Raw genomic sequence first — 21,546 nt, forward strand, 5'->3', positions numbered from 1 at the left:
GATACTAGGATTTCCTTAGGGAAATTCTCAAGCTTCGACACCATCCCCGAACATTCCTTACTAACCAAACGTTTGATTAGGTACAGGATAAACCCTTTTAGCATATGAGTTTTTTCCCGGGAAATCGAGAAAAGAATGTCGAAATCCGCTCGACAAAATAAAAAGCTTTCAGATTTCATTTAAGGGGTTCCATTTTGAGGTAATTTTCCTAAAATACGTGCTGAAATGACAGTTGTATTTATTTGCATCGTTATTGGTCAATAGAAAAGTAACATAAGCGGAGATTTTCCGCTTAAATAACGAATGGAGCTCGTTTCGGAGTTAATAAGCGGAGGTTTTCCGGCTATGCAAAGAAAAATCCCCCATTTTTGAATTTTTCGAATCAATAGGCGGAATCTCTCCGTCTATTTAAGCCCTTTTTATTAATAATTACGAATTAAGCGGAATTTTTCCGTCTATTTATCAATGCGGTCGCTTAACCTAGTCAAGTCCCCCAACCGCTATCCTCTGATATCCTAGATGCGGTTATATTAGCGACAAGAAAAAGACGTATGCCAATTCATACGTCAATTCTTGTGTCTTTTAATTAGAAAGCGCCGGAAAACGGAACCTTTTAGACTGCATTCTGCCAGCTTCCATTTAACGCTTTTGTAGTTCTTGCTGTAACAACTGATTAACCAGTTGTGGATTGGCCTGCCCCTTAGTCGCTTTCATTAATTGCCCTACTAAGAAACCAACCGCTTTATTTTTCCCATTCTTAAAATCGTCAATCGATTGCGGATTGGCATCCAATACCTCTGAAATAATTTTAAGAAGGGTTCCTTCATCGGATATCTGTACAAGCCCTTTGTCTTTGACAATTTGCTCAGCATCGCCGCCGTTTTCGATCAACTCTTTAAAAACAGTTTTAGCGATTTTTGAAGAAATTGTTCCGTTTTCAATGAGCTTAATCATGCTTGCCAGACCTTCTGGTGTTAAGGCAACTTGGTGAAGTTCCTTTTGCTCCGCATTCAAGTAGGCGGAAACATCCCCCATGATCCAGTTCGAGGCTAACTTCGCATCGGCTCCGCCATTAACTGTAGCTTCAAAGAAATCAGCCATTTCTTTTGTAACAGTCAATACTTTTGCATCGTAAACAGGTAGTCCAAGTTCGTCAATATAACGCTTTTGACGCTGGTCCGGCAATTCCGGGATTTCCGCAAGAATGCGGGCTTTCCAGTCCTCATCAATGTACAAATCCATTAAATCCGGCTCCGGGAAGTAACGATAGTCATCAGAACCTTCTTTGACCCTCATCAATAGTGTGGCTCCAGTCGCTTCATCAAAGCGGCGCGTTTCTTGATCAATCGTTCCGCCCGCAGCTACTACCTCACGTTGACGCTTCTCTTCATATTCAAGACCTTTACGAACAAAATTGAAAGAGTTCAAGTTTTTCAATTCTGTCTTTGTACCGAATTCTTCTTGTCCCACAGGACGAATTGAAATATTGGCATCACAACGGAGTGAGCCTTCTTCCATCTTACAATCGGAAACACCTGTATATTGGATAATTGATTTTAATTTTTCAAGATAAGCATAGGCCTCATCAGGTGTGCGAATATCTGGTTCGGATACAATTTCAACAAGCGGAGTGCCTTGACGGTTGTAATCACATAGTGAATACCCTTTGCCATGGTTCAGCTTTCCTGCATCCTCTTCCAAATGAATTCTCGTAATCCCAATCCGCTTCGTGTAACCATTTACCTCAATATCAATATAGCCATGCTCCCCAATCGGCTTATCAAACTGAGAAATCTGATAGGCCTTGGGATTGTCCGGGTAAAAGTAGTTCTTGCGGTCAAACTTGGTATGGGTGGCAACCTCGCAATTAATCGCCATGGCAGCCTTTATCCCGAATTCAACCGCCTTTTTATTTAGGACAGGTAAAACTCCCGGATAACCAAGGTCAACCACGCTTGTATTCGTATTCGGTTCCGCACCAAAATGATTAGGGCTCGCCGAGAAAATTTTTGATTCTGTTTTTAACTCAACATGGACCTCAAGTCCAATCACTGTTTCAAATTCCACGGTCTTCACCCCTATAATCCAGGTTTCTGTTTATGATAGTCTGTTGCTTGCTCAAACGCATGGGCTGTCCGATAAATGGCTGCTTCATCAAAATACTTACCGATGATTTGTAATCCTAACGGCAAGCCGCCATCAAAGCCACACGGAACGGAAATTCCCGGTAAGCCCGCAAGGTTCAATGGAATGGTTAAGATATCATTGATGTACATCGTTAACGGATCTTCGATTTTCTCACCAATTTTAAAAGCTGGTGTTGGTGTTGTTGGTCCAACAATTACATCAAATTTAGCAAAAACATTTTCATAATCTTGTTTGATTAATGTCCGAACCTGTTGTGCCTTTTTATAATAAGCATCATAGTAACCAGAGCTTAGAGCAAATGTTCCAAGCATAATCCGGCGCTTTACTTCATCACCGAAGCCTTCTGCTCGTGACTTTTTATATAAATCGATTAATGTTTCAGCATCCTTTGAACGGTAACCGTAACGGACTCCATCGAAACGAGCTAGGTTTGCTGATGCTTCTGATGAAGAAAGCAAATAGTAGGCAGCCAGCGCATATTTCGAGTGTGGTAAGGAAACTTCTTCCCAAACGGCGCCAAGACCTTCGAGTACCTTTAAGGCATCTAAAACAGACTGGCGGACGGATTCGCTGACACCTTCACCAAGATACTCTTTTGGGACAGCAATTTTGAGACCCTTTACATCGCCTGTTAAGGCACTAGCAAAGTTTGGAACGTCTACATTTGCTGAGGTTGAATCCATTGGGTCAAGACCGGAAATCGCTTGAAGCAGATAGGCATTGTCCTCAACCGTTCTTGTAATCGGTCCAATTTGATCAAGTGATGACGCGAAGGCCACGAGACCAAAGCGAGAAACGCGGCCATAGGTTGGCTTTAAACCTACTACACCACAAAAAGAAGCCGGCTGACGGATCGAACCACCCGTATCAGAACCTAGCGAAAATAGGACTTCACCTGCGGCAACAGATGCTGCGGAGCCGCCTGAAGAACCACCAGGAACTGTCTCAAGATTCCATGGATTCCTTGTTGTTTGGAAATGAGAATTTTCGTTGGATGATCCCATTGCAAATTCATCCATATTTAATTTTCCAATGGTTATGGTTTCTGCCTGCTGAAGTTTCTGAACGACAGTGGCATCATAAATAGGATCAAAATTTTCAAGAATTTTACTCGCACAAGTTGTCCGCAGTCCTTTTGTCACCAAGTTATCTTTTAGACCAATCGGCATCCCAAATAGCAATCCTTTTGCGGAATCAGTGTTGAATTTCTCATCTAACACTTTCGCGGATTGACGAGCCCGCTCTTCATCTAATGTTAAAAATGCCTGAACTTTGTCCTCGACTTGTCCGATTCGCTTGTATGATTCATCAACAAGATCAGATACTTTCAGTTCCTTTTTATGTAGCAATTCATGTAAGTCTGAAACTTTATAGTCAAATAAACTCACCGTTAATCCTCCTTCCCCATAATCGATGGTACTTTAATCTGGCCATCCTGATGCTCAGGTGCATTTTTTAGTACATCATCTAGTGATAATCCTTGTTTGGCCTTATCTTCGCGTAAAACATTTTTCATATCCAGCACATGGTATGTAGGCTCTACATTTTCCGTGTCCAATTCATTTAACTGCTCAGCAAAGGTAATAATTGCATCCAGTTGCTTGGTAAATTTTTCTGTTTCTTCTTCGGTAATTGCCAATCGTGCCAGATTGGCTACATGCTTAACCTGTTGATTTGAAATTCTTGACATATCCTAACCCCCAATCCCATTTATCTTGTCATATCAATACTAATGATGATACCAAACTTTTCCGCTTTACCGCAATGATTCCCTCATCAGTATTGGCAAGTGAAGTGTTTTTTCTTCAAACTTTTGAAGATTAAATCTATTTTTCTCTTAGAATTTTTTCATTAAGCCCATCGCAGACATTTTTTGCAACTTCCCTTATAATGTTAATGGATGGGAGGGATTCTATTTTGAAAAAACGAAAAAGGAAGAAATTCAAACTTTTTTTCATGCTGTTTGTCCTTTTTTGCGTATTAGCCATGTTCCAAAATTATTTCCAACACCAGTCATCCCCAGATTTAGTGAAAACTGATCCCTTTGCTGATGTAAAAAAATATCGTCCCTTAATACATGATGAATTAGCAAAATATAATCTCGAAAGTCATACGACCGTTCTAATTGCCTTAATGCAGCAGGAGAGCCTAGGCCGGGGCGGGGATCCGATGCAGGCCTCAGAATCGGCAGGTTTGGCAAGAAATACGATAACAGATCCCCAAAAAAGTATTCAAGTTGGAGTGAAACATTTTCAGCGCGTACTCACCTATGGGAATCAGAAAAAGGTAGATTTCGAGACAATTATCCAGTCTTACAACATGGGAATTGGTTACATTAACTATATTGCCCAGCACGGCGGCAAACATAGTGAGGCACTTGCAAAGGAGTTTTCACTCCAGCAGGTAAAAGAAAAGCCTACTATTTATACTTGTGGCGGCAATAAGGATAATTTCCGCTACCCTTACTGCTATGGTGATTTTACTTATAGTACAAAAGTAACGAAAAATATTCAATTATTAGCTGACACGGTTCCAGTAACGGAGAATGAAAAAACCACCAGTGGATCTTTTTAAAGATTCATCGGTGGTTTTTGTTTATTTAAAAACTGCCCCTACTATTGGGTTATGTCTATATTCCTCTTTTTAAACCCTGTGATAAGAAGAACGAGTTTAATAGGGATATAACCCAAAATCCCCCCTACCGTATTTAATATCAAATCGTCCACATCAAAGCTGCCAAATTCAAATATTAGCTGCAGCAGTTCAAACGTCAGACTTAAACAAAAGGTGGAAATGGTAACGGTGCTAAGTTTTTGAAACTTTTTTGCCAGCAATGGTAAGATAAATCCGAAGGGTACAAAACCAATGATGTTTCCTGCTAGGTTTTCAATTCGTATATTTAAGTTGATATCCGCTAAGAACAGATAGAAATTAATCGTCTTAAAAGGCACGAAGTTATTCGAACGCCAGTGGTATTCATCATAAGTAAAGTTAAAATGATTTATAATTTCAGATAACGGGATATATTTAAACAAAATCAATTTTGAAAGAATTGCTAAATATAAACAAAGAAGTAGGATAAGAGTTATTTTATAAATGATTTTCATTCGTCACTGCTCCATTTTTTACATATCGAAATAACCATACCATATTTTCCAAATCACGTGGGAGCAAAACTAAAATTGGAGGAAATTAGAATGGCTGAACATATTTTTCACTTAAAAGCGAACTGGCCGGGATTACGGAATGATGTTGGCGAGATTGAAGCTGGAAATTTAATAACAAAGATCTCCATCCCATCAGAAATGGACGGACCGGGTGTCGGCACCAATCCAGATGAGATGCTGCTTGGGGCTGCTGCAACCTGCTATATTATTACACTTGCAGCAATGATGGAGCGTAGTGGGTTAGTGAAGGAAAACTTAACGATGGAGTCTGAAGGAATTGTTGATGTCACCAATGGGGTGTTTACGTATAAAAAGATCATTCATCGACCGCTTGTTGTTTTGAAACAAGATGCATCTGAGCGAGAAGTAGCAATGGCTGTGAGGCTGGCCAAAAAAGCGGAGGCATCTTGCATGATCAGCCGCGCGATTCAGGGGAATGTTGAAATCGAGTTGCAGGCTACGGTGGAAGTGGCTGCAGGATAAAAAATAGTGGAGTCTCTGTTTAGCGTTTCATAGGGCTTCTGCGGGTCTGGCTTTTGGGGATTTTGTCCTTATGAACTTCTCATAAGGACAATTTTGACTCTGGCTGATTAATTTCTGATGTTTCGGAGTAAGTTTCTTGAAATGACATACATCATTTTTTAAAGATTTTTGCAAAAAAGCCTTTGTTTTTTTTGACTTCTTTCTGCAAGACAGGTTCCTTATTGGTAATAAAAATATCTTCCTGATCAATCGCATAATCCATAGCTAGCACCAAGCCAATTTCTGAGTCGTGCTCTTTATTGGTTACAAGTGTATGTTCAATTTTATATTTTGTGGCCAGCTTTACATATTTCGAAAGGGTTTCATAACTCATATTTCCATTTAAGAAAAGGTGGGACTGTGGCCTTTCTTTCATTTCCTTCTCAACTTTGGGATACACGCTGGTTTCTGCCACTTGGCTTTTTGTAAGTGCCACTACAATTCGTTCCCTCAAAGTCCCTAAGAATTTCCGCCGCTCATCTGGTTTTGTTTCTAATGGCCCATAGATACCCTGCTGTAAGACCTCGTCAACGGTTGTCTTTTTCAATTAAATCAACTCCATAAAAAGGCTATTATTATCTATGATGATACCCTAAAAAATGTTCCTCAAACAAAAAAACCCTCTCTCCACTAGGAGAGAAGGATCGCCCTTTAGTTTTTCCCTGTAAATTGCTCTGTCTCCGTTGAGCCTTTCAACGCGGTTGTTGATGAGGTTCCACCTGTAATGACCATGGAAACTTGGTCAAAGTAACCTGTACCTACCTCACGTTGGTGACGTGTGGCCGTGTAGCCGTATTGCTCGCTGTCGAATTCAGCTTGCTGCAATTCGGAGTAAGCTGCCATTCCGCGCTCTTTATATCCGCGTGCAAGTTCGAACATACCATGGTTTAGGGCGTGGAATCCTGCCAGAGTAACGAATTGGAACTTGTAGCCCATTTTGCCAAGCTCGACTTGGAATTTCGCAATCGTTTCTTGATCCAATTTCTTTTTCCAGTTGAAAGATGGCGAACAGTTGTAAGCGAGCAGTTTGCCCGGGAACTCCGCATGAATCGCTTCCGCAAACTGTCTTGCTTCCTCAATATTCGGTTCCGACGTTTCACACCATACAAGATCTGCATAAGGGGCATACGCTAAGCCGCGAGCAATCGCCTGGCCAATCCCTGCCTTCACTCGGTAGAACCCTTCTCCCGTGCGTTCGCCTGTAATAAAAGGGGCATCATTCAAATCAATATCACTAGTAATTAAATCAGCCGCGTTAGCATCTGTCCGGGCAACTAAAATGGTTGGAACGCCCATAACGTCTGCAGCTAAACGAGCAGCAATTAAATTACGAACCGCCGTTTGCGTTGGCAATAACACCTTCCCACCTAAGTGACCACATTTTTTCTCAGAAGAAAGCTGATCTTCAAAGTGGACACCTGACGCACCGGCTTCAATCATGCCCTTCATTAGTTCGAAACAATTCAATTGGCCGCCAAAGCCAGCTTCTGCATCGGCGATAATTGGAGCAAACCAATCAATTGAATTGTCTCCCTCTGAATGAGTAATCTGGTCGGCACGCTGCAAGGCCTGATTAATTTTTTTAACGACATTCGGTACACTGTTTGCTGGGTATAGGCTTTGATCCGGGTACATATGTCCGGATAGGTTCGCATCAGCAGCTACCTGCCAACCGCTTAGGTAAATAGCTTTTAACCCTGCCTTTACCTGCTGGACGGCCTGATTCCCCGTTAGGGCACCAAGAGCGTTTACATAGTCTTCTTCATTTAATAGTTTCCAAAGCTTTTCTGACCCTTTCCGAGCCAACGTATGCTCGATATCAATCGAACCACGGAGCTTGATTACATCCTCAGCAGTATAGGGTCTAGTAATCCCATTCCAACGGCTATCCATTTCCCAGTTTTCTTGTAATTGCGCTACTCTTGAATTTGTCATTTTATATTCCTCCTAGTAATCTATTAAGTATTTTTTTATTAAAAAACTAAATAAGTTCATACCCCGGCAAGGTTAAAAATTCAGCAAACTCATCACTTAAGATCAATCGGTCAAACAGTTCAATGGCTTCATCAAATCTGCCGCCTTCAAAGGCATCAGCGCCCATCTCCTGTTTAATTCTTTCTAATTCCTCCACCTTGTATTGCTGATACATTTCCACACTTACTTTACGCCCGTCGTTCAGCACTCCTTTTGGATGGCGAATCCATTGCCATAGCTGGGCTCGTGAGATTTCAGCGGTTGCGGCATCCTCCATCAAGTTGTAAATCGGTGCCGCGCCATTACCGCTTAGCCACGAAGCAACATACTGGATACCGACATTTATATTCAAACGAACGCCCTCTTCTGTAATCGTGCCACCTGGTGATTCGAGCAAATCTTGAGACGTTACGGTGATTTTCTGCTGTTTACTCGTATGGATTTGGTTTGCCATAGGCATTTCACGATTGAAAACCTCTAAGGCTACCGGAACAAGACCGGGGTGTGCTACCCAAGTTCCATCATGTCCATCACGGGCTTCACGTTCCTTATCCGCACGAACCTTGGCAAAGGCTTCCTCATTTGCCGCAGGATTGTTACGGATTGGAATTTGAGCGGCCATTCCACCGATTGCCGGTGCCTTGCGGCGGTGACAAGTTTGAATCGTCAGGAGCGAATACGAACGCATAAATGGAACCGTCATCGTTACCTGCGAGCGATCGGGTAAAATGACATCCTTGTGATTACGCAGCTTTTTCAAGTAACTGAAGATATAATCCCATCTTCCACAATTCAATCCTGCAGAGTGATCTTTTAGCTCAAATAAAATCTCGTTCATTTCAAATGCACCCATGATGGTTTCTAGTAAGACAGTCGCTTTAATAGTTCCATTTGGAATCCCAAGCTTTTCTTGGGCAAATACAAATACATCATTCCACAGCCGTGCTTCCAAATGACTTTCAAGCTTTGGCAGGTAAAAATATGGCCCGGTATCCCTCGCAAGTAACTGGTTCACATTATGGAAAAAATACATTCCAAAATCGAAAAAGCTTCCTGAAATAGGCTTGCTATCTAATAAAATATGTTTTTCTACTAGATGCAGTCCGCGTGGTCGTACAAACAGAACAGCTGTCTTTTCATTTAGTTCATATTTTTTCCCATTCGGATTTTCAAAGGATATCGTTCGATTAACCGCATCTCTTAAGTTGATTTGTCCTTCGATGATGTTTTCCCAAGTCGGTGAAGTGGCGTCTTCACAGTCAGCCATAAACACCTTTGCACCCGAGTTCAAAGCGTTGATGACCATTTTCCGATCAGTCGGACCGGTAATTTCGACCCGGCGGTCTTGGAGATTATCCGGCAGTGGAGCAATGGTCCAGTCACCATTCCGGATATGTTTCGTCTCAGGGAGGAAATCCGGCAATTTTCCATCGTTAATTTCCGCTTGGCGTTTTTGTCTGTACTGTAACAGTTCAACTCTTCTATCGCCAAACTTTCGCTCTAACTCTTCAATAAAGTTTAATGCCCCTGGTGTTAAAATCTCATCGTACTGGGCTTTCACTGGCCCAACCACTTCAATGCCTGTCGTTTGCGTCGACATGAACTACATCACCTCTTTGTTATAATACAGGAAGTATCTACGCTTTGTATTATATAACACCGTTTTTAAAAATGGAACCACCTTTCTGGAAATTTTAGAAAAATAGGTAAATACTCCCTATATCCTATTTTCAAAAGAAAAAGGGCATAAAAAAAAGGACGTCTGTGACATCCTTCATTGGATCATGATTGGCGCGTTTCTTTAAGCAGCGCTTCATATAACCTGATAAAATCATCTTCCCGATTTGCACTAGTTAAGAAATCCGAGCTGACAATGGTTTTTAATAGTTTTCTCTTCAAAGTGGCATCTTCTACTTCTTTCAAAATCCATTTTCGTTTGCAAGAAAGAAATTCAAGATAGCTTTCATACGAATCATCAAACTGCTCTTCAAGCTGCTCCCGAATTTTGCCGGCGAGGGTTGGGCTGGCTCCTCCTGTTGAAACGGCAATGCTCAACTGACCCCGCGAGAAGTGGGATGGGACATGAAAATTGGAGCCATCTGGATCATCTGCTATCGTTACAAGCTGGTGGGCTTCAGCCGTTTTCTTAATTGACTGATTCAGTTGTGGATTGTTTGTCGCAACAAGAATCATGAATGCATCCGCCAGGTCGCTAACAGCAACCAACTTTTGCTTCCAAACAATTCTTCCCTCCCGATGAAGTCCTTGAATTCCCTCCGTTGCCTCCGGGCTGACGACGACGATTTCGGCTCCGGTACCAAGCAGTCCCTTAACTTTTCGCTCGGCAACCTTACCGCCACCAACAACAACAACCTTTTTACCTACTAACCTTAGGGTCACTGGATAGCCTGCATGCATCTTCTACACTTCCTCGACAGGACAACGGGCTGCTAAATATTCCACCAGCGCTTCCTGCGTTGCTTGTGCAGGCGTTCCATTCGACGAAAGGCCCGCCTCTACAACGGCAGCTTCTGTTTGTTTTCCCATGCTGACGATTTGCAGTCCTTTAAACAGTTCATCAGCATTCAAGTCACCTTCACCTAACGCTCTCATAAACGGTTCAACAGAGGCACTGCTTGGGAATACCATGGTGTTCACGTCCGCTTCATCTAACATTCTTTTAAAAAGAGGCAGGAATTGATAATCAAGCTCTTTCTTGCTGGTCACCATAATGTCTGCTGAATCTGAATCAAACTCTTTTTTCAAGATGCTATCGTCTCCAACGATCAACATAGTACCTGGCTCGCCTAATTCATCCGCATGTGCAGCAATAAACCCGCGATTATTTAATGCTTTTATCGATTTCACAGAAGCACCAAAGAAGTCGGCACGGATTTTTCGGATATCGATTCCGTCCTCCAGCACCGCTGTGAAAAATTCATTTACACTTTCTGGTGAGGTAAAGAGTATTTTCTCATAGGAAGTCACTTTTTCTAATTCAACTGGCAATGAAGTCCGTTTCCACTTTGGAAATTCAATCACATCAGCGCCTTGGTCCATTAATTCCTTTGCTAATTCACTTGGGGCCTCACTCGTCCGGGCAAGCAGGATTTGCCGTCCATACAGCTGCATTTTCTCGAACCAATTGATTTTTTCACGAAGGGCAATGACGTCACCTACTAAGATAATCGATGGGTTGCTAAACTTTGCCTCGATGACCTTCTCAGAGATATCTGCCAGCGTCCCTAGCAATGTTTTTTGACGGGCAAATGTCCCCCATTGAATCAAAATAACAGGAGTTGACGATGGTTTTCCATAGGTGATGAGATTTTCGCAAATAAACGGTAAATTGCCAACCCCCATGTAAAAAGCAATCGTATCGACACCACGGGCAAGTCCTTCCCAGTCTAGCACCGGTTTGCCCTCTTTCGATTTATCATGGGCTGTAACAACAGCAAATGATTCTGCATACTCACGATGGGTAACAGGAATTCCTGCATATAGGGGGGCTGCAATACCCGATGAAATACCAGGAACAATTTCAAAAGGAATTTGATACTCAGCCAGGGAGGTAGCTTCTTCGCCAACTCTGCCAAATACGCCAGGATCGCCGCCTTTTAAACGAACAACCCGCTTTCCTTCAAGCGCCTTCTCAACCAAAAGCTCGTTGATATTCCCTTGGCGCAGAATATGGCGGTTTGGTAACTTTCCGCAATAAATCAGTTCGCAATCCGCTGGAGCAAATTCCAATAGCTTGGGATTGGCAAGCCGGTCATATAAAATGACTTCGGCTTGCTTAATGGCCTCCAGTCCCTTAACGGTGATTAAACGGACGTCGCCCGGCCCTGCTCCTACTAAGAATACTTTCCCCTTTTTCATCCTGCAGCCATCCTTCCCATTTCGCTCTTATCTGATAATAAAAACGATATCTTCCTCTAATTCTACCTTAAATGTCCGTACTTGACCTTCATCCGGTGCTTGTACTTTACCATCTTTTAAGGATATTTTCCAATCATAGACGGGGCAATATACATATTCGCCACTAACAAGTCCTTCTGAAAGGACGCCGCCTTTTGGATGGGGGCTGCGGTTTTCAACAGCATAAACCTCTCCACTGGTTACTTTAAATAGAGCGATTTCTGTGTCGTCAATTTTAAGTGAATAGCCTGATCGAACTTTTATATTTGAATAGTTTGCCACTGGAATTCGAGTTAATGTTTGTAGCATATAAATCACTCCCCCACCTTGATTGTATGTTTTGCATAATATTTATCTTGAATTTCTTCACTCTGGATCGCTTCATTCCAAGGCTCAATATACTTTTTCAATGTCTTATCCATGCGCTCGTTCAATGCTTTTCGCGTTTCCTCGTTGGCAAGAACCTCTCTCACGTTGTCTAATCCTACACGTTCGACCCATTTAGAAGTACGCTCTAGGTAATTGGCTGTTTCACGATAATATTGCAGGTAAGCCCCCGTCATTTCCATTACATCGGCTTGCGTTTTCACCGTACATAGGAGGTCACCTGCGCGGAGGTCGACACCCCCGTTACCTGCGACATAAATTTCCCAGCCGCCATCAATGCCAACAAAACCAATGTCTTTAATACCTGCTTCAGAGCAATTTCGTGGGCAAGCAGACACACCCATTTTTACTTTATGTGGTGTATCTAGGCGTTCAAATTTCTTTTCCAGTTCGATTCCAAGTGCCATCGAATCTTGTGTTCCGTAGCGGCAGAATTGTGCACCCACACATGTTTTGACTGTCCGAAGTGTCTTTCCATAGGCATAACCGGATGGCATATCTAACTCTTCCCACATCGCTGGCAGGTCTTCTTTTTTCACTCCGAACAAGCCAATTCGTTGGCCACCTGTTAATTTTACAAGTGGTACCTCATACTTTTCGGCAATCTCGGCGATTTTTTTCAAATCAGCAGCAGTCGTTACCCCGCCGTACATTCTTGGTACAACTGAATAGGTTCCGTCCTTCTGGATATTAGCATGCATTTTTTCATTAACAAGACGGGAGTCACGATCATCTTTGTATTCATCCATATGAATCATGCCTAGATAGTAGTTGATAGCCGGACGGCATTTGGTACAGCCCTCTTCGTTATTCCACTCTAGGACATTCATAACTTCTTTCACACTAGTTAAGCCTTTTTCTTTAATTTCAGCTACTACTTCATCACGGCTTAGTGTGGTACACCCGCAAAGGCTTGTCTTTTGTGCCGCTGCTTCATCAAATTGATCCCCAAGTGTATGTGCAAGAATACTGCTTACCATCGGCTTACACCGTCCACATGAACGGCCGGCGTTCGTGCAATGGCTCACCTGGTCTAACGTTGTTAACCCTTGCGTTTTGATGGCTTCGACGATAGCACCTTTTGTCACGCCATTACAGCCGCAGACTAATTCATCATTTGCCATTGAAGCGACATCGTCATTTCCGCCTTCTGCGCTGCATTCGGATTGCAGCACTGAAATGCTGGTCATTCCGCTGATATCTTCTTTTTTCGTCAGCATCCGGAATAACTTGGTGCTATCCTTGGTGTCACCATATAGCACAACACCAACAATCATGTTATTTCTTGTTAAGATTTTTTTATAAACACCATCATACTCGTTATAAACCATGATCGATTTGGTTGTACCATCTTCAAAAATCTCACCAGCAGAAAACAGGTCAACACCTGCTACCTTTAATTGTGTTCCCGTAACTGAGCCTTGATATGGTTCGCCAAGATTCCCACAAATACGGTTGGCAAGCACCTTTCCTTGTTCATACAATGGGGCCACCAAGCCATAGACAATCTCGCGGTGCTCTGCACATTCCCCAACAGCATAAATGTGAGGGACGCTTGTTTCCATAAAGTCATTGACCACGATCCCGCGATTTACATAGATTCCGCTGTTTCTTGCAACTTCTATATTAGATTTAATCCCGATTGCCATCACAACCAAGTCGGCTTCCACTTGGGCGCCATCTTTAAAACGAAGACCAGTCACACGTTCGTTGCCTAGAATCTCTACGGTTTCTTTTTCCATGAGGAAATTCATACCTTGCGCTTCTAGCTCTGCTTTAAGTAAAGAGGATGCAACGGGGTCCAGTTGACGCTCCATGAGATGCGGCATTAAATGAACCACGTCGACTTTCATCCCTAAGTTTAATAGTCCTCTTGCCGCTTCGAGTCCGAGGAGTCCGCCACCAATGACGACCGCCCTTTTATACTGCTGCGCTGACTTGATCATCATTTCACAATCATTTATATCACGAAATCCGGTCACACCGATTTTGTCTGCACCTGGAATGGGCAGGATGAAAGAATTCGAGCCTGTGGCAATAATCAATTCATCATACTCGACTTCCCTGCCTAGATTACTTACTACACGCTGTTCCTCAACGTTAATGTTAACAATCGCTTCGCCAGTAAATAATTGAATATTATTTTCTTTATACCAATCTAATGGATTGATAATAATATCTTCGAAGTTTGTATCGCCCTGCAGGATATTGGATAATTTAATCCGGTTATAGTTTGGATATGGTTCTTGGCCAAAAATAGTAATTTCAAATGGTTCAGTTGCTACTTTGAGAATTTCTTCAATCGTTCTTACGCCTGCCATACCATTACCAATCATCACTAATTTTTTCATTTATGATCGCTCCTTATAGGTTACATCATTAATTTTGTACGTTAACAAGGTTTTCTTTATAGCTAAATTGTAAATGCTAGCGATGATAAAAATTGTGAAGTTCGTCACATTCTAACCAATATGTGAAAAATTTCACAAAATAGCCATAAACCAATTCTGATAGTGACTGATAGAAAAACACTATTAATATTATGCAAAAATCGAGTAGAGGGAAAATAACTTAATTTATTTTCGCCCCTCTCACAACACCGTACGTACGGTTCGCGTATACGGCGTTTCAATTTATATTACAGTGTGTACTTTTAGATAGTGCTCTAAGGCAGAGGGTATTCCCCTCTGCTTTAGTCTTTTGTTTGAAATTGCTCTTTGAACAACTTTTGATAATCCTATATACCGATAACCTTTTCGACAGAAGGATAATCCTTTCGCTTCTTCCTTCGGAATACCTAGTTGAATCAGTGATTTGATTTGTTTCCCAGGTACCTTCCATTGCTTCCAGATAATTACCCTAATCCTCGAACGTAGCTTCGAATCTATTCGTTTCGTCGCTTCTTTCATGTTAGCGATTTTGAAGTAATTTACCCATCCGAATATGACTTGTTTTAGTTTCAATATTCGGTAGTCTAGCGGAACACTCCAGTTTCGCTTTGTCAATTTCCGAAGCTTTCTTTGAAATTTCTGTAATGATTTTGGGTGTGGTTTCACTTGGTATCTCTCAGTTTTAAAATCATAGTAAAATCCAAATCCTAAGAATTTCAACTCTTTTGGGAGAGAGATTTTACTCTTTTCTGCATTAACTATTAACCCTAATTTTCCTTCTATAAATCTCACGATTGTCTTCATTACTCTGTTCGCTGCTTTCTCGCTCTTCACAAAGATTAGGGAGTCATCTGCGTATCTAACGAAACGCAATCCTCTACTTTCTAATTCCTTATCTAGTTCGTTTAACATAATATTACTCAATAATGGACTGAGGTTTCCTCCTTGCGGAGTCCCAACGGGAGTCTCTTCATAATTCCCATTTACCATAACTCCACTTACTAAGTATTTTCTGATTAACGAGATGACATTACCATCATCAATTGTGTTGGCAATAATTCGCATGAGTTTATCATGATGAACTGTATCGAAGAATCTTTCTAGGTCAATGTCTACTACCCAATCGTGTCCATCATTCAGAAATTCCAAGCTTTTTATAATAGCCATCTCACAGCTTCTTTTTGGTCTAAAGCCGTAACTGAATTCGCTGAATTGCTTTTCAAATATCGGACTGAGAACTTGATGAATGGCTTGTTGAACTACTCTATCCACTACTGTTGGTATTCCCAACTTGCGCATCTTGCCATTTTCTTTTGGGATTTCCACTCTTAAGGCAGCTTGTGGTTGGTATTTTCTTGTTCTGATGCGCTGGCGAAGCTCATCCTTGTTCTCTTTTAGATATTGTTTTAGTTCACCGACTGTTACTCCATCGACTCCACTCGCACCTTTATTTCTAAAGACACGCAAGTAAGCTTCATTCATATTTTGGTTACTTAGAATCTGTTCTAAAAGTTCCACACTCGTTTCTCCTTTCCTCTCACGTAGTAAGTGATAGCTCCCATTTTGGTTATCCTTTGAGGTACGCTCATACTTTCCCATTAACACATTCGGAGTACGTCACTTACGCATTCGTGGTGTTGAAACACTATAAATTGTTCAGCCCTTCATGATTTTAATTTCACTATTATGGCTTCTGCTGACTTCTTGCGATTAACCGTTTTCGACTGTACTATTGTACATCCGCAAGACCTCCCAGGGTAAGACAACTATCTTTCCTCTTTTACTCGCCTGATTTACTCTATAAAGTTACGCACATCTTTTGGACTTTAACTTGTTATGGAGTCTCGTCCCTTTATAAAGCCTTAGTATCAGATTTCTGTTCGTCGAGCCAAGATTTTATTCCACGCTTCCTCCAGCCCTTACCTCACAGTAAGTACCTTGCGCTTCCTTAGTGGTTGGTCGATGTGTACCCCCACAGTGGACTTTCACCACCTAGATAGTTGCCATGCCTGGCACACATAAAAAAGGGTGTCAGGCACCCTTTTCATGCATGTTGTTTATCTCTTTTACAGAAGGTAAATAATTTTACATATGAATTCACCACTGGGACTAGAATCCCTATAATGGCAACGGGTCCGAGCTCCCATAGGTCCAAAGGCGGTGTAACGAGAATATTCGTTTGATGGATTACAAACAAGGTAAGAAAATAGGCTATACTACCCGTTAAACCAGCAATCCAGTGGACCTTTTTAAACAATAAATACAGTAAGGGAATCAATAATAGCGTAATTGGTACATACGAGGTTGGATAACCCACTGCTGCAAATGTCGCTTTACCAACGAACCTTAACAGGATATACAGGGCTGTTGCCATCACAGGGATGGTATAATCTCGACAATATCGAATGATTAGAATCGTAAAAAGCGCAACCATTAAGATGGAATAAATGGGATATACCCATTCTGGAATCCCTCCAAAGATCTGCGAGGCAGGGTTTGAAATTAAATCTAGAATTTCCTGTGAGGCAATTGATTTTCCTTGAATGTACTGATGGTAAGAAATCGCTCCGTTTTCCTGCTGCATATTTGGAAACATCAAGCATTCGAGGAGAAACATCGCAAACAAAGTATGAAGTGACTTCCATGACGGTGGAATCTCTCTCGTATACAGAAAGTAACCGCGCCAAACCCCAAAAATCATCATTGCGGTACCAATATAATAAATAAAATGGGTAGGACTCCAGGTGGTTAAATCAATTCCATAGGCAATATGGTAGGTAAAATCCAGGGGAATTCCAATTAGGAATATGACGTAGCCGATCGTTATCAAATTTCTAGAAAATCGCTCCATATGATGTGAGCGACGCCACTCTTGTAGTAACAAAACCGCCCCTAAGACAAAACCGAGCGTATTAACAATATGGGGAATTGAGTATTCCTCAAATAAATATTTAAAATGATATGAAGCATCCCAGGCAGACCCAATAAATTTTAATAGAAAGGCAAGGACCCACAAAAGGTAATATTTCAACGATCTCATCTCCCCATTTTGGTTTATCCCAGTAAGTCAAATATATCGCCAAAGATTGCGATAAGGATATAATTGACGGCTAGAGCAATCGCAAAAGTTATTCCCGCTACCCGAACGTTTTTCTGACGGAATAATTTATAGGTAAAAACAATACCGGCGCTGACAACAAAGACGTTGCAGATCAAAAATGTCCAAAGTAAATTTTCACTATGTTCAACTGTTGTAACGTGCATGAAATAAAATGGAATCAACTTTACTCCTCCATACTTATACTTCCTCAATTCCCTTTTCTCTATATTATCATTTTTTTCAAGTTAGATAACTATGTTGATGGCATATAATTCTACTATTGGTTAATTATGGACATATTGAGGGTCATATAAATTTTAAATCGTCCTAAAGTGATCTTATGACTATTTTTTCCGAATAAGTCATTTTATATGATTTGGGGTAATTTCACATGCCCATCAAGCTAAACATTAACGAATGCACAGAATAGAACCGTTTCTAAATTGCAATGTCTATGTTACTGAAAAAAGGCCACATAAAAAAACACATCCTTACCATGATATTACAGAAAGAATAGCGTTTTTGTCGTTTGGGAGATAATGATTTGCCTTAGCTAGATAGGCATGGGATGGTACCCCTATAGGCATATGTTAAGGCAAATCCAATATAAAAAACCCAATTTCTCAGTATTAAAATTTGAGAAATTGGGTTTTTTATATTGGTAGGACCCAAAGTTATTTAAACCTATTACTTTGTATTAAAAGAAATTTTGATATTTCATCGTAAAATAATAAACAAGAGTTAAAAGAGCTAAAATCGAAAAGTTATAAAAGCTAAACCTTATAAGGTACATTTTACTTTTTTGTGGATCTCTCTTAATAAAAAGTTTAAATGAAATTACACTTGCGAGGGAAGCAACAATCGTACCAAGTCCACCTAAATTCACACCTATTAATAAAGGCTGCCAATTCACGGAGAATTTTGATAAAAAGATCGCAGCTGGTACATTGCTTATCAGTTGGCTTAAAATTATGGAACTGAAAAAGATTGATGTGGGACTTTTGAGATTTTCGCTGGCAAATGTGTGTACTACCTTTAATTCCGATATGTTTCCTATAAATATAAAAAAACATATAAAAGTAATAAGCAATAAATAATCAATTTTCTTCAATAATTTTATATCAAGTATACATGCTGTTCCCAATGCGATGATGAACGCAAGTTTGTAGCTTAAAACCCCTAGTATGGATGCAGATATGATGCCAAATAGTATTCCCCATACTGTTGCCTTTTTTTTATTTATTATAGGAATATACGGAAGTTCCATTTCCAATGTTTTACTATTCAATCTTTGATTAAGAAAGAATAACAGAATAATTCCAAGAACCACTAAAAGAAGGATTGTTGAAAAAAATTGTATAGGCCTTATTCCGTAGTTAGTAAATATGAAAAGATTTTGAGGATTTCCCATTGGAGTTAAGCTGCTTCCGATGTTAGCCGCAATTGTCTCTAGTATAATAGTATCTAACATAGAAGTTTGTATAATCTTACTAATTATAAGTGTTAATGGTACAAATGTTATTAATGCCACATCATTCGTTACAAGCATGGAACTAAAAAAGCATAATAAAATTAGGATTGCTGAAACACTTTTACTATTATGACATTTACTCAGTATAGCAATGGCGAACTTATCCAATAGTTTAAGATCTTCCAGAGCCTTCACTACGAGCATAAGATTAAATAAACTGACTAATACTTTAAAATTTATATATTCTAGTTCTGGTGCATGGAATAAACAGCTTACGATTGCTAACAAGAGTGATATGGTAAATACAATGTCTTTTTTTAAAATTCCAAATTTCAATTTCACTTTTTCTTCGTTTTCCACATAAATATATTCTTTCATCAATCCCCCTCCAGTACTATCTATTCTACTACACACCCCTGTTTCTTGCATTTGGAACTTCAATGCACTTAAAAAATACCATCATTTCCATGAAATCACAGAAAAAATTACGTTTTATCGTTATGAGGGTTATGATTAGTCTTGACTTGATGGGCATGGGGGAATTTCAGCATAAGGACAAAGTATTTACAGTCCCTTTTGTGATAAACGTACCCGAATAATAACAAACCCCCTTTCTCGGCTTGAGAAGGGGGTTACTTTCAAAATAAATTAATACATTTCAGACGTAGTTTTTGCCTGCATATGAAGCAGCAAGTAATCAGGACCACCTGCTTTAGAGTCAGTTCCGGACATGTTGAAGCCGCCAAATGGTTGATAGCCAACGATCGCGCCAGTACATGAACGGTTAAAGTATAGGTTACCAACATGGAAGTCTTCACGGGCTTGTTCCATGTGAGCACGGTTATTAGTGATAACTGCACCGGTTAAGCCGTACTCTGTGTTGTTTGCAATTTCAATCGCCTCATCAAAGTTCTTTGCCTTTGTGAATCCAACCACAGGCCCGAAAATTTCTTCCTGCATAATCCGTGCTTTAGGAGCCAGATCTCCAATAACTGTTGGTTTAATGAAGTAACCTTTCGAGTTATCTCCTTCGCCGCCAGCCAATAACTTGCCTTCGTTCTTACCGATTTCAATATAATCCATAATTTTTTTGAAGGCATTATTGTCGTTAACCGGACCCATGAATGTAGCTTGCTCTGTAGGATCGCCGACTGTTAACTGGTTTGTTAATTCAACGACACGATTTAATACTTGGTCGTATACATCCTCAACGATTACTGCGCGTGAACATGCAGAACATTTTTGACCTGAGAATCCGAATGCACCTGCAGTAATTGATTGAGCAGCAAGCTCAAGGTCTGCTTCACTATCAACGACAATGGTATCTTTACCGCCCATTTCTGCAATCAAACGTTTCATCCAAATTTGACCTTCGTTTACTTTAGAAGAACGATCAAAAATACGAAGTCCGACATCGCGTGAACCTGTGAAACTGATAAAGCGTGTATCTTTATGGTCAACTAAATAGTCGCCCACTTCCGAACCGCTTCCTGGTACGAAATTTAGAACACCTTTAGGAAGACCCGCTTCTTCCATGACTTCAACAAACTTCGCTGCAACCACAGGTGTCGTTGATGCTGGCTTTAGAAGCACTGTATTCCCGGAGACAATCGCTGCAACTGTGGTTCCTGCCATGATCGCAAATGGGAAATTCCATGGAGAAATAATGATACCTACGCCAAGCGGTATATAGTCATAACGATTAAATTCATTCGGACGGCTTTGAACGGGTACCCCATTTTTAAGTGCGAGCATTTGGCGCCCATAATATTCAAGGAAGTCAATTCCTTCAGCCGTATCTGCATCGGCTTCTCTCCATGGCTTCCCTGCTTCTTTTGTCATTAGAGCAGAAAATTCGTGTTTGCGGCGGCGAATAATGGCTGCTGCTTTAAATAAAACATCCGCGCGAACTTCTGGTTTTACTTTTTTCCAAGTTTTATAGGCTTCGACAGCCGCTTGCATTGCTTTTTCAGCAAGATCTTGGCTTGCTTTTGAAACGCGGCCAATGACCTCTTCCTTATTAGATGGATTATAGGAAACAATCTTATCCTCGGTTGCAATTCTTTCTCCGCCAATTACGAGGTCATAATCCTGACCTAAATATCCTTCTACTGTTTGTAACGCCTTTAGATAGGCCTGACGGTTTTCTTCAATCGTAAAATCTGTAAATGGTTCGTGTTTGTAAGGTTGTACCATTTGTTAAACCCTCCTATGTAATAAAAACGTTTTCACTCCACTGTTCATTCTAACACGATTCATTTCTATGCCGCAATAATTGTCGATACCCACTAAAAAAGAGGGCTTCTACGCCATGAAAAGTATTGTATACCTCTTTTTTAGTGATTTATACGTTAAATTTTGTTGTTTTTCATTGTATATATCCTTCTATATGCTCTTTAATCGGATAGGAAAACATTCTATCGGCGAATTATTAGGTTCTATCAGCGAATTATGATATTCTATCAGCGA

At 40.7% G+C, this 21,546-nt stretch carries 18 protein-coding genes; 2 read left to right on the forward strand and 16 right to left on the reverse strand.

The genetic code is table 11. The features are described from left to right. Window positions 1–639: 639 nt before the first annotated feature. Genes gatB through gatC form a run of 3 tightly spaced genes read right to left on the reverse strand, consistent with a single transcriptional unit; the run spans window position 640 to window position 3,838 of the window. On the reverse strand, window positions 640–2,067 hold the full coding sequence (gene gatB / locus RCG22_RS13765) for an Asp-tRNA(Asn)/Glu-tRNA(Gln) amidotransferase subunit GatB (protein WP_308103449.1): 1,428 nt from the start codon (window positions 2,065–2,067) through the stop codon (window positions 640–642). 11 nt (window positions 2,068–2,078) lie between these two features. Next, window positions 2,079–3,536, reverse strand: coding sequence for an Asp-tRNA(Asn)/Glu-tRNA(Gln) amidotransferase subunit GatA (gene gatA / locus RCG22_RS13770; RefSeq protein ID WP_308103450.1), 1,458 nt, complete (start codon window positions 3,534–3,536; stop codon window positions 2,079–2,081). 2 nt (window positions 3,537–3,538) lie between these two features. After that, window positions 3,539–3,838, reverse strand: a complete 300-nt coding sequence (gatC, locus tag RCG22_RS13775) for an Asp-tRNA(Asn)/Glu-tRNA(Gln) amidotransferase subunit GatC (RefSeq protein WP_166255763.1) — start codon at window positions 3,836–3,838, stop codon at window positions 3,539–3,541. A gap of 227 nt (window positions 3,839–4,065) precedes the next feature. Here gatC and RCG22_RS13780 point away from each other — a divergent pair, with 227 nt between their 5' ends. Continuing rightward, window positions 4,066–4,722 (forward strand): lysozyme family protein, encoded by a 657-nt coding sequence (locus RCG22_RS13780; RefSeq protein WP_308103451.1) that lies wholly within the window; start codon window positions 4,066–4,068, stop codon window positions 4,720–4,722. A 41-nt stretch (window positions 4,723–4,763) separates the two neighbouring features. On the opposite strand, the gene RCG22_RS13785 is transcribed toward RCG22_RS13780, so the two are convergent. Then, window positions 4,764–5,255 carry a VanZ family protein gene (locus RCG22_RS13785; protein WP_308103453.1) on the reverse strand — a complete coding sequence of 164 codons (492 nt, stop codon included), beginning with the start codon at window positions 5,253–5,255 and terminating at the stop codon, window positions 4,764–4,766. A gap of 90 nt (window positions 5,256–5,345) precedes the next feature. Between RCG22_RS13785 and RCG22_RS13790 the strand changes: the two genes are divergently transcribed. Further along, window positions 5,346–5,798, forward strand: a complete 453-nt coding sequence (locus RCG22_RS13790; RefSeq protein ID WP_308103454.1) for an OsmC family protein — start codon at window positions 5,346–5,348, stop codon at window positions 5,796–5,798. Window positions 5,799–5,949: 151 nt separating this feature from the next. On the opposite strand, the gene RCG22_RS13795 is transcribed toward RCG22_RS13790, so the two are convergent. From RCG22_RS13795 to pruA, 12 genes are all read right to left on the reverse strand, one after another. Further along, window positions 5,950–6,384, reverse strand: a complete 435-nt coding sequence (locus tag RCG22_RS13795) for a YueI family protein (RefSeq protein WP_308103456.1) — start codon at window positions 6,382–6,384, stop codon at window positions 5,950–5,952. A gap of 104 nt (window positions 6,385–6,488) precedes the next feature. Further along, on the reverse strand, window positions 6,489–7,772 hold the full coding sequence (gene aceA / locus RCG22_RS13800) for an isocitrate lyase (RefSeq protein ID WP_098263942.1): 1,284 nt from the start codon (window positions 7,770–7,772) through the stop codon (window positions 6,489–6,491). A 46-nt stretch (window positions 7,773–7,818) separates the two neighbouring features. Beyond that, window positions 7,819–9,411 carry a malate synthase A gene (gene aceB, locus RCG22_RS13805; protein WP_308103457.1) on the reverse strand — a complete coding sequence of 531 codons (1,593 nt, stop codon included), beginning with the start codon at window positions 9,409–9,411 and terminating at the stop codon, window positions 7,819–7,821. A gap of 182 nt (window positions 9,412–9,593) precedes the next feature. Beyond that, entirely contained in the window at window positions 9,594–10,229 is a 636-nt protein-coding gene (locus tag RCG22_RS13810) for an NAD(P)-binding protein (RefSeq protein ID WP_098263944.1), read from the reverse strand. Window positions 10,230–10,232: 3 nt separating this feature from the next. Beyond that, window positions 10,233–11,690 (reverse strand): uroporphyrinogen-III C-methyltransferase, encoded by a 1,458-nt coding sequence (gene cobA / locus RCG22_RS13815; RefSeq protein WP_308103458.1) that lies wholly within the window; start codon window positions 11,688–11,690, stop codon window positions 10,233–10,235. 27 nt (window positions 11,691–11,717) lie between these two features. Then, on the reverse strand, window positions 11,718–12,038 hold the full coding sequence (gene nirD / locus RCG22_RS13820) for a nitrite reductase small subunit NirD (RefSeq protein ID WP_098263946.1): 321 nt from the start codon (window positions 12,036–12,038) through the stop codon (window positions 11,718–11,720). Window positions 12,039–12,043: 5 nt separating this feature from the next. Next, window positions 12,044–14,467: a nitrite reductase large subunit NirB gene (gene nirB, locus RCG22_RS13825; protein ID WP_308103459.1), complete on the reverse strand. Its 2,424-nt coding sequence runs from the start codon at window positions 14,465–14,467 to the stop codon at window positions 12,044–12,046. A gap of 282 nt (window positions 14,468–14,749) precedes the next feature. Further along, window positions 14,750–16,024: a group II intron reverse transcriptase/maturase gene (gene ltrA / locus RCG22_RS13830; protein ID WP_308103460.1), complete on the reverse strand. Its 1,275-nt coding sequence runs from the start codon at window positions 16,022–16,024 to the stop codon at window positions 14,750–14,752. Window positions 16,025–16,550: 526 nt separating this feature from the next. Further along, window positions 16,551–17,537 carry a hypothetical protein gene (locus tag RCG22_RS13835; RefSeq protein WP_308103462.1) on the reverse strand — a complete coding sequence of 329 codons (987 nt, stop codon included), beginning with the start codon at window positions 17,535–17,537 and terminating at the stop codon, window positions 16,551–16,553. A 23-nt stretch (window positions 17,538–17,560) separates the two neighbouring features. Next, entirely contained in the window at window positions 17,561–17,818 is a 258-nt protein-coding gene (locus RCG22_RS13840; protein ID WP_141525567.1) for a hypothetical protein, read from the reverse strand. A gap of 485 nt (window positions 17,819–18,303) precedes the next feature. Then, on the reverse strand, window positions 18,304–19,455 hold the full coding sequence (locus RCG22_RS13845; protein WP_308107160.1) for an SLC13 family permease: 1,152 nt from the start codon (window positions 19,453–19,455) through the stop codon (window positions 18,304–18,306). A gap of 270 nt (window positions 19,456–19,725) precedes the next feature. Further along, complete coding sequence (gene pruA / locus RCG22_RS13850) at window positions 19,726–21,273, reverse strand: L-glutamate gamma-semialdehyde dehydrogenase (RefSeq protein WP_308103463.1); 1,548 nt, start codon at window positions 21,271–21,273, stop codon at window positions 19,726–19,728. Between the last annotated feature and the right edge of the window lie 273 nt (window positions 21,274–21,546).

It is taken from the genome of Neobacillus nitrireducens, from assembly GCF_030915405.1.
Lineage (GTDB): Bacteria > Bacillota > Bacilli > Bacillales > Cytobacillaceae > Neobacillus.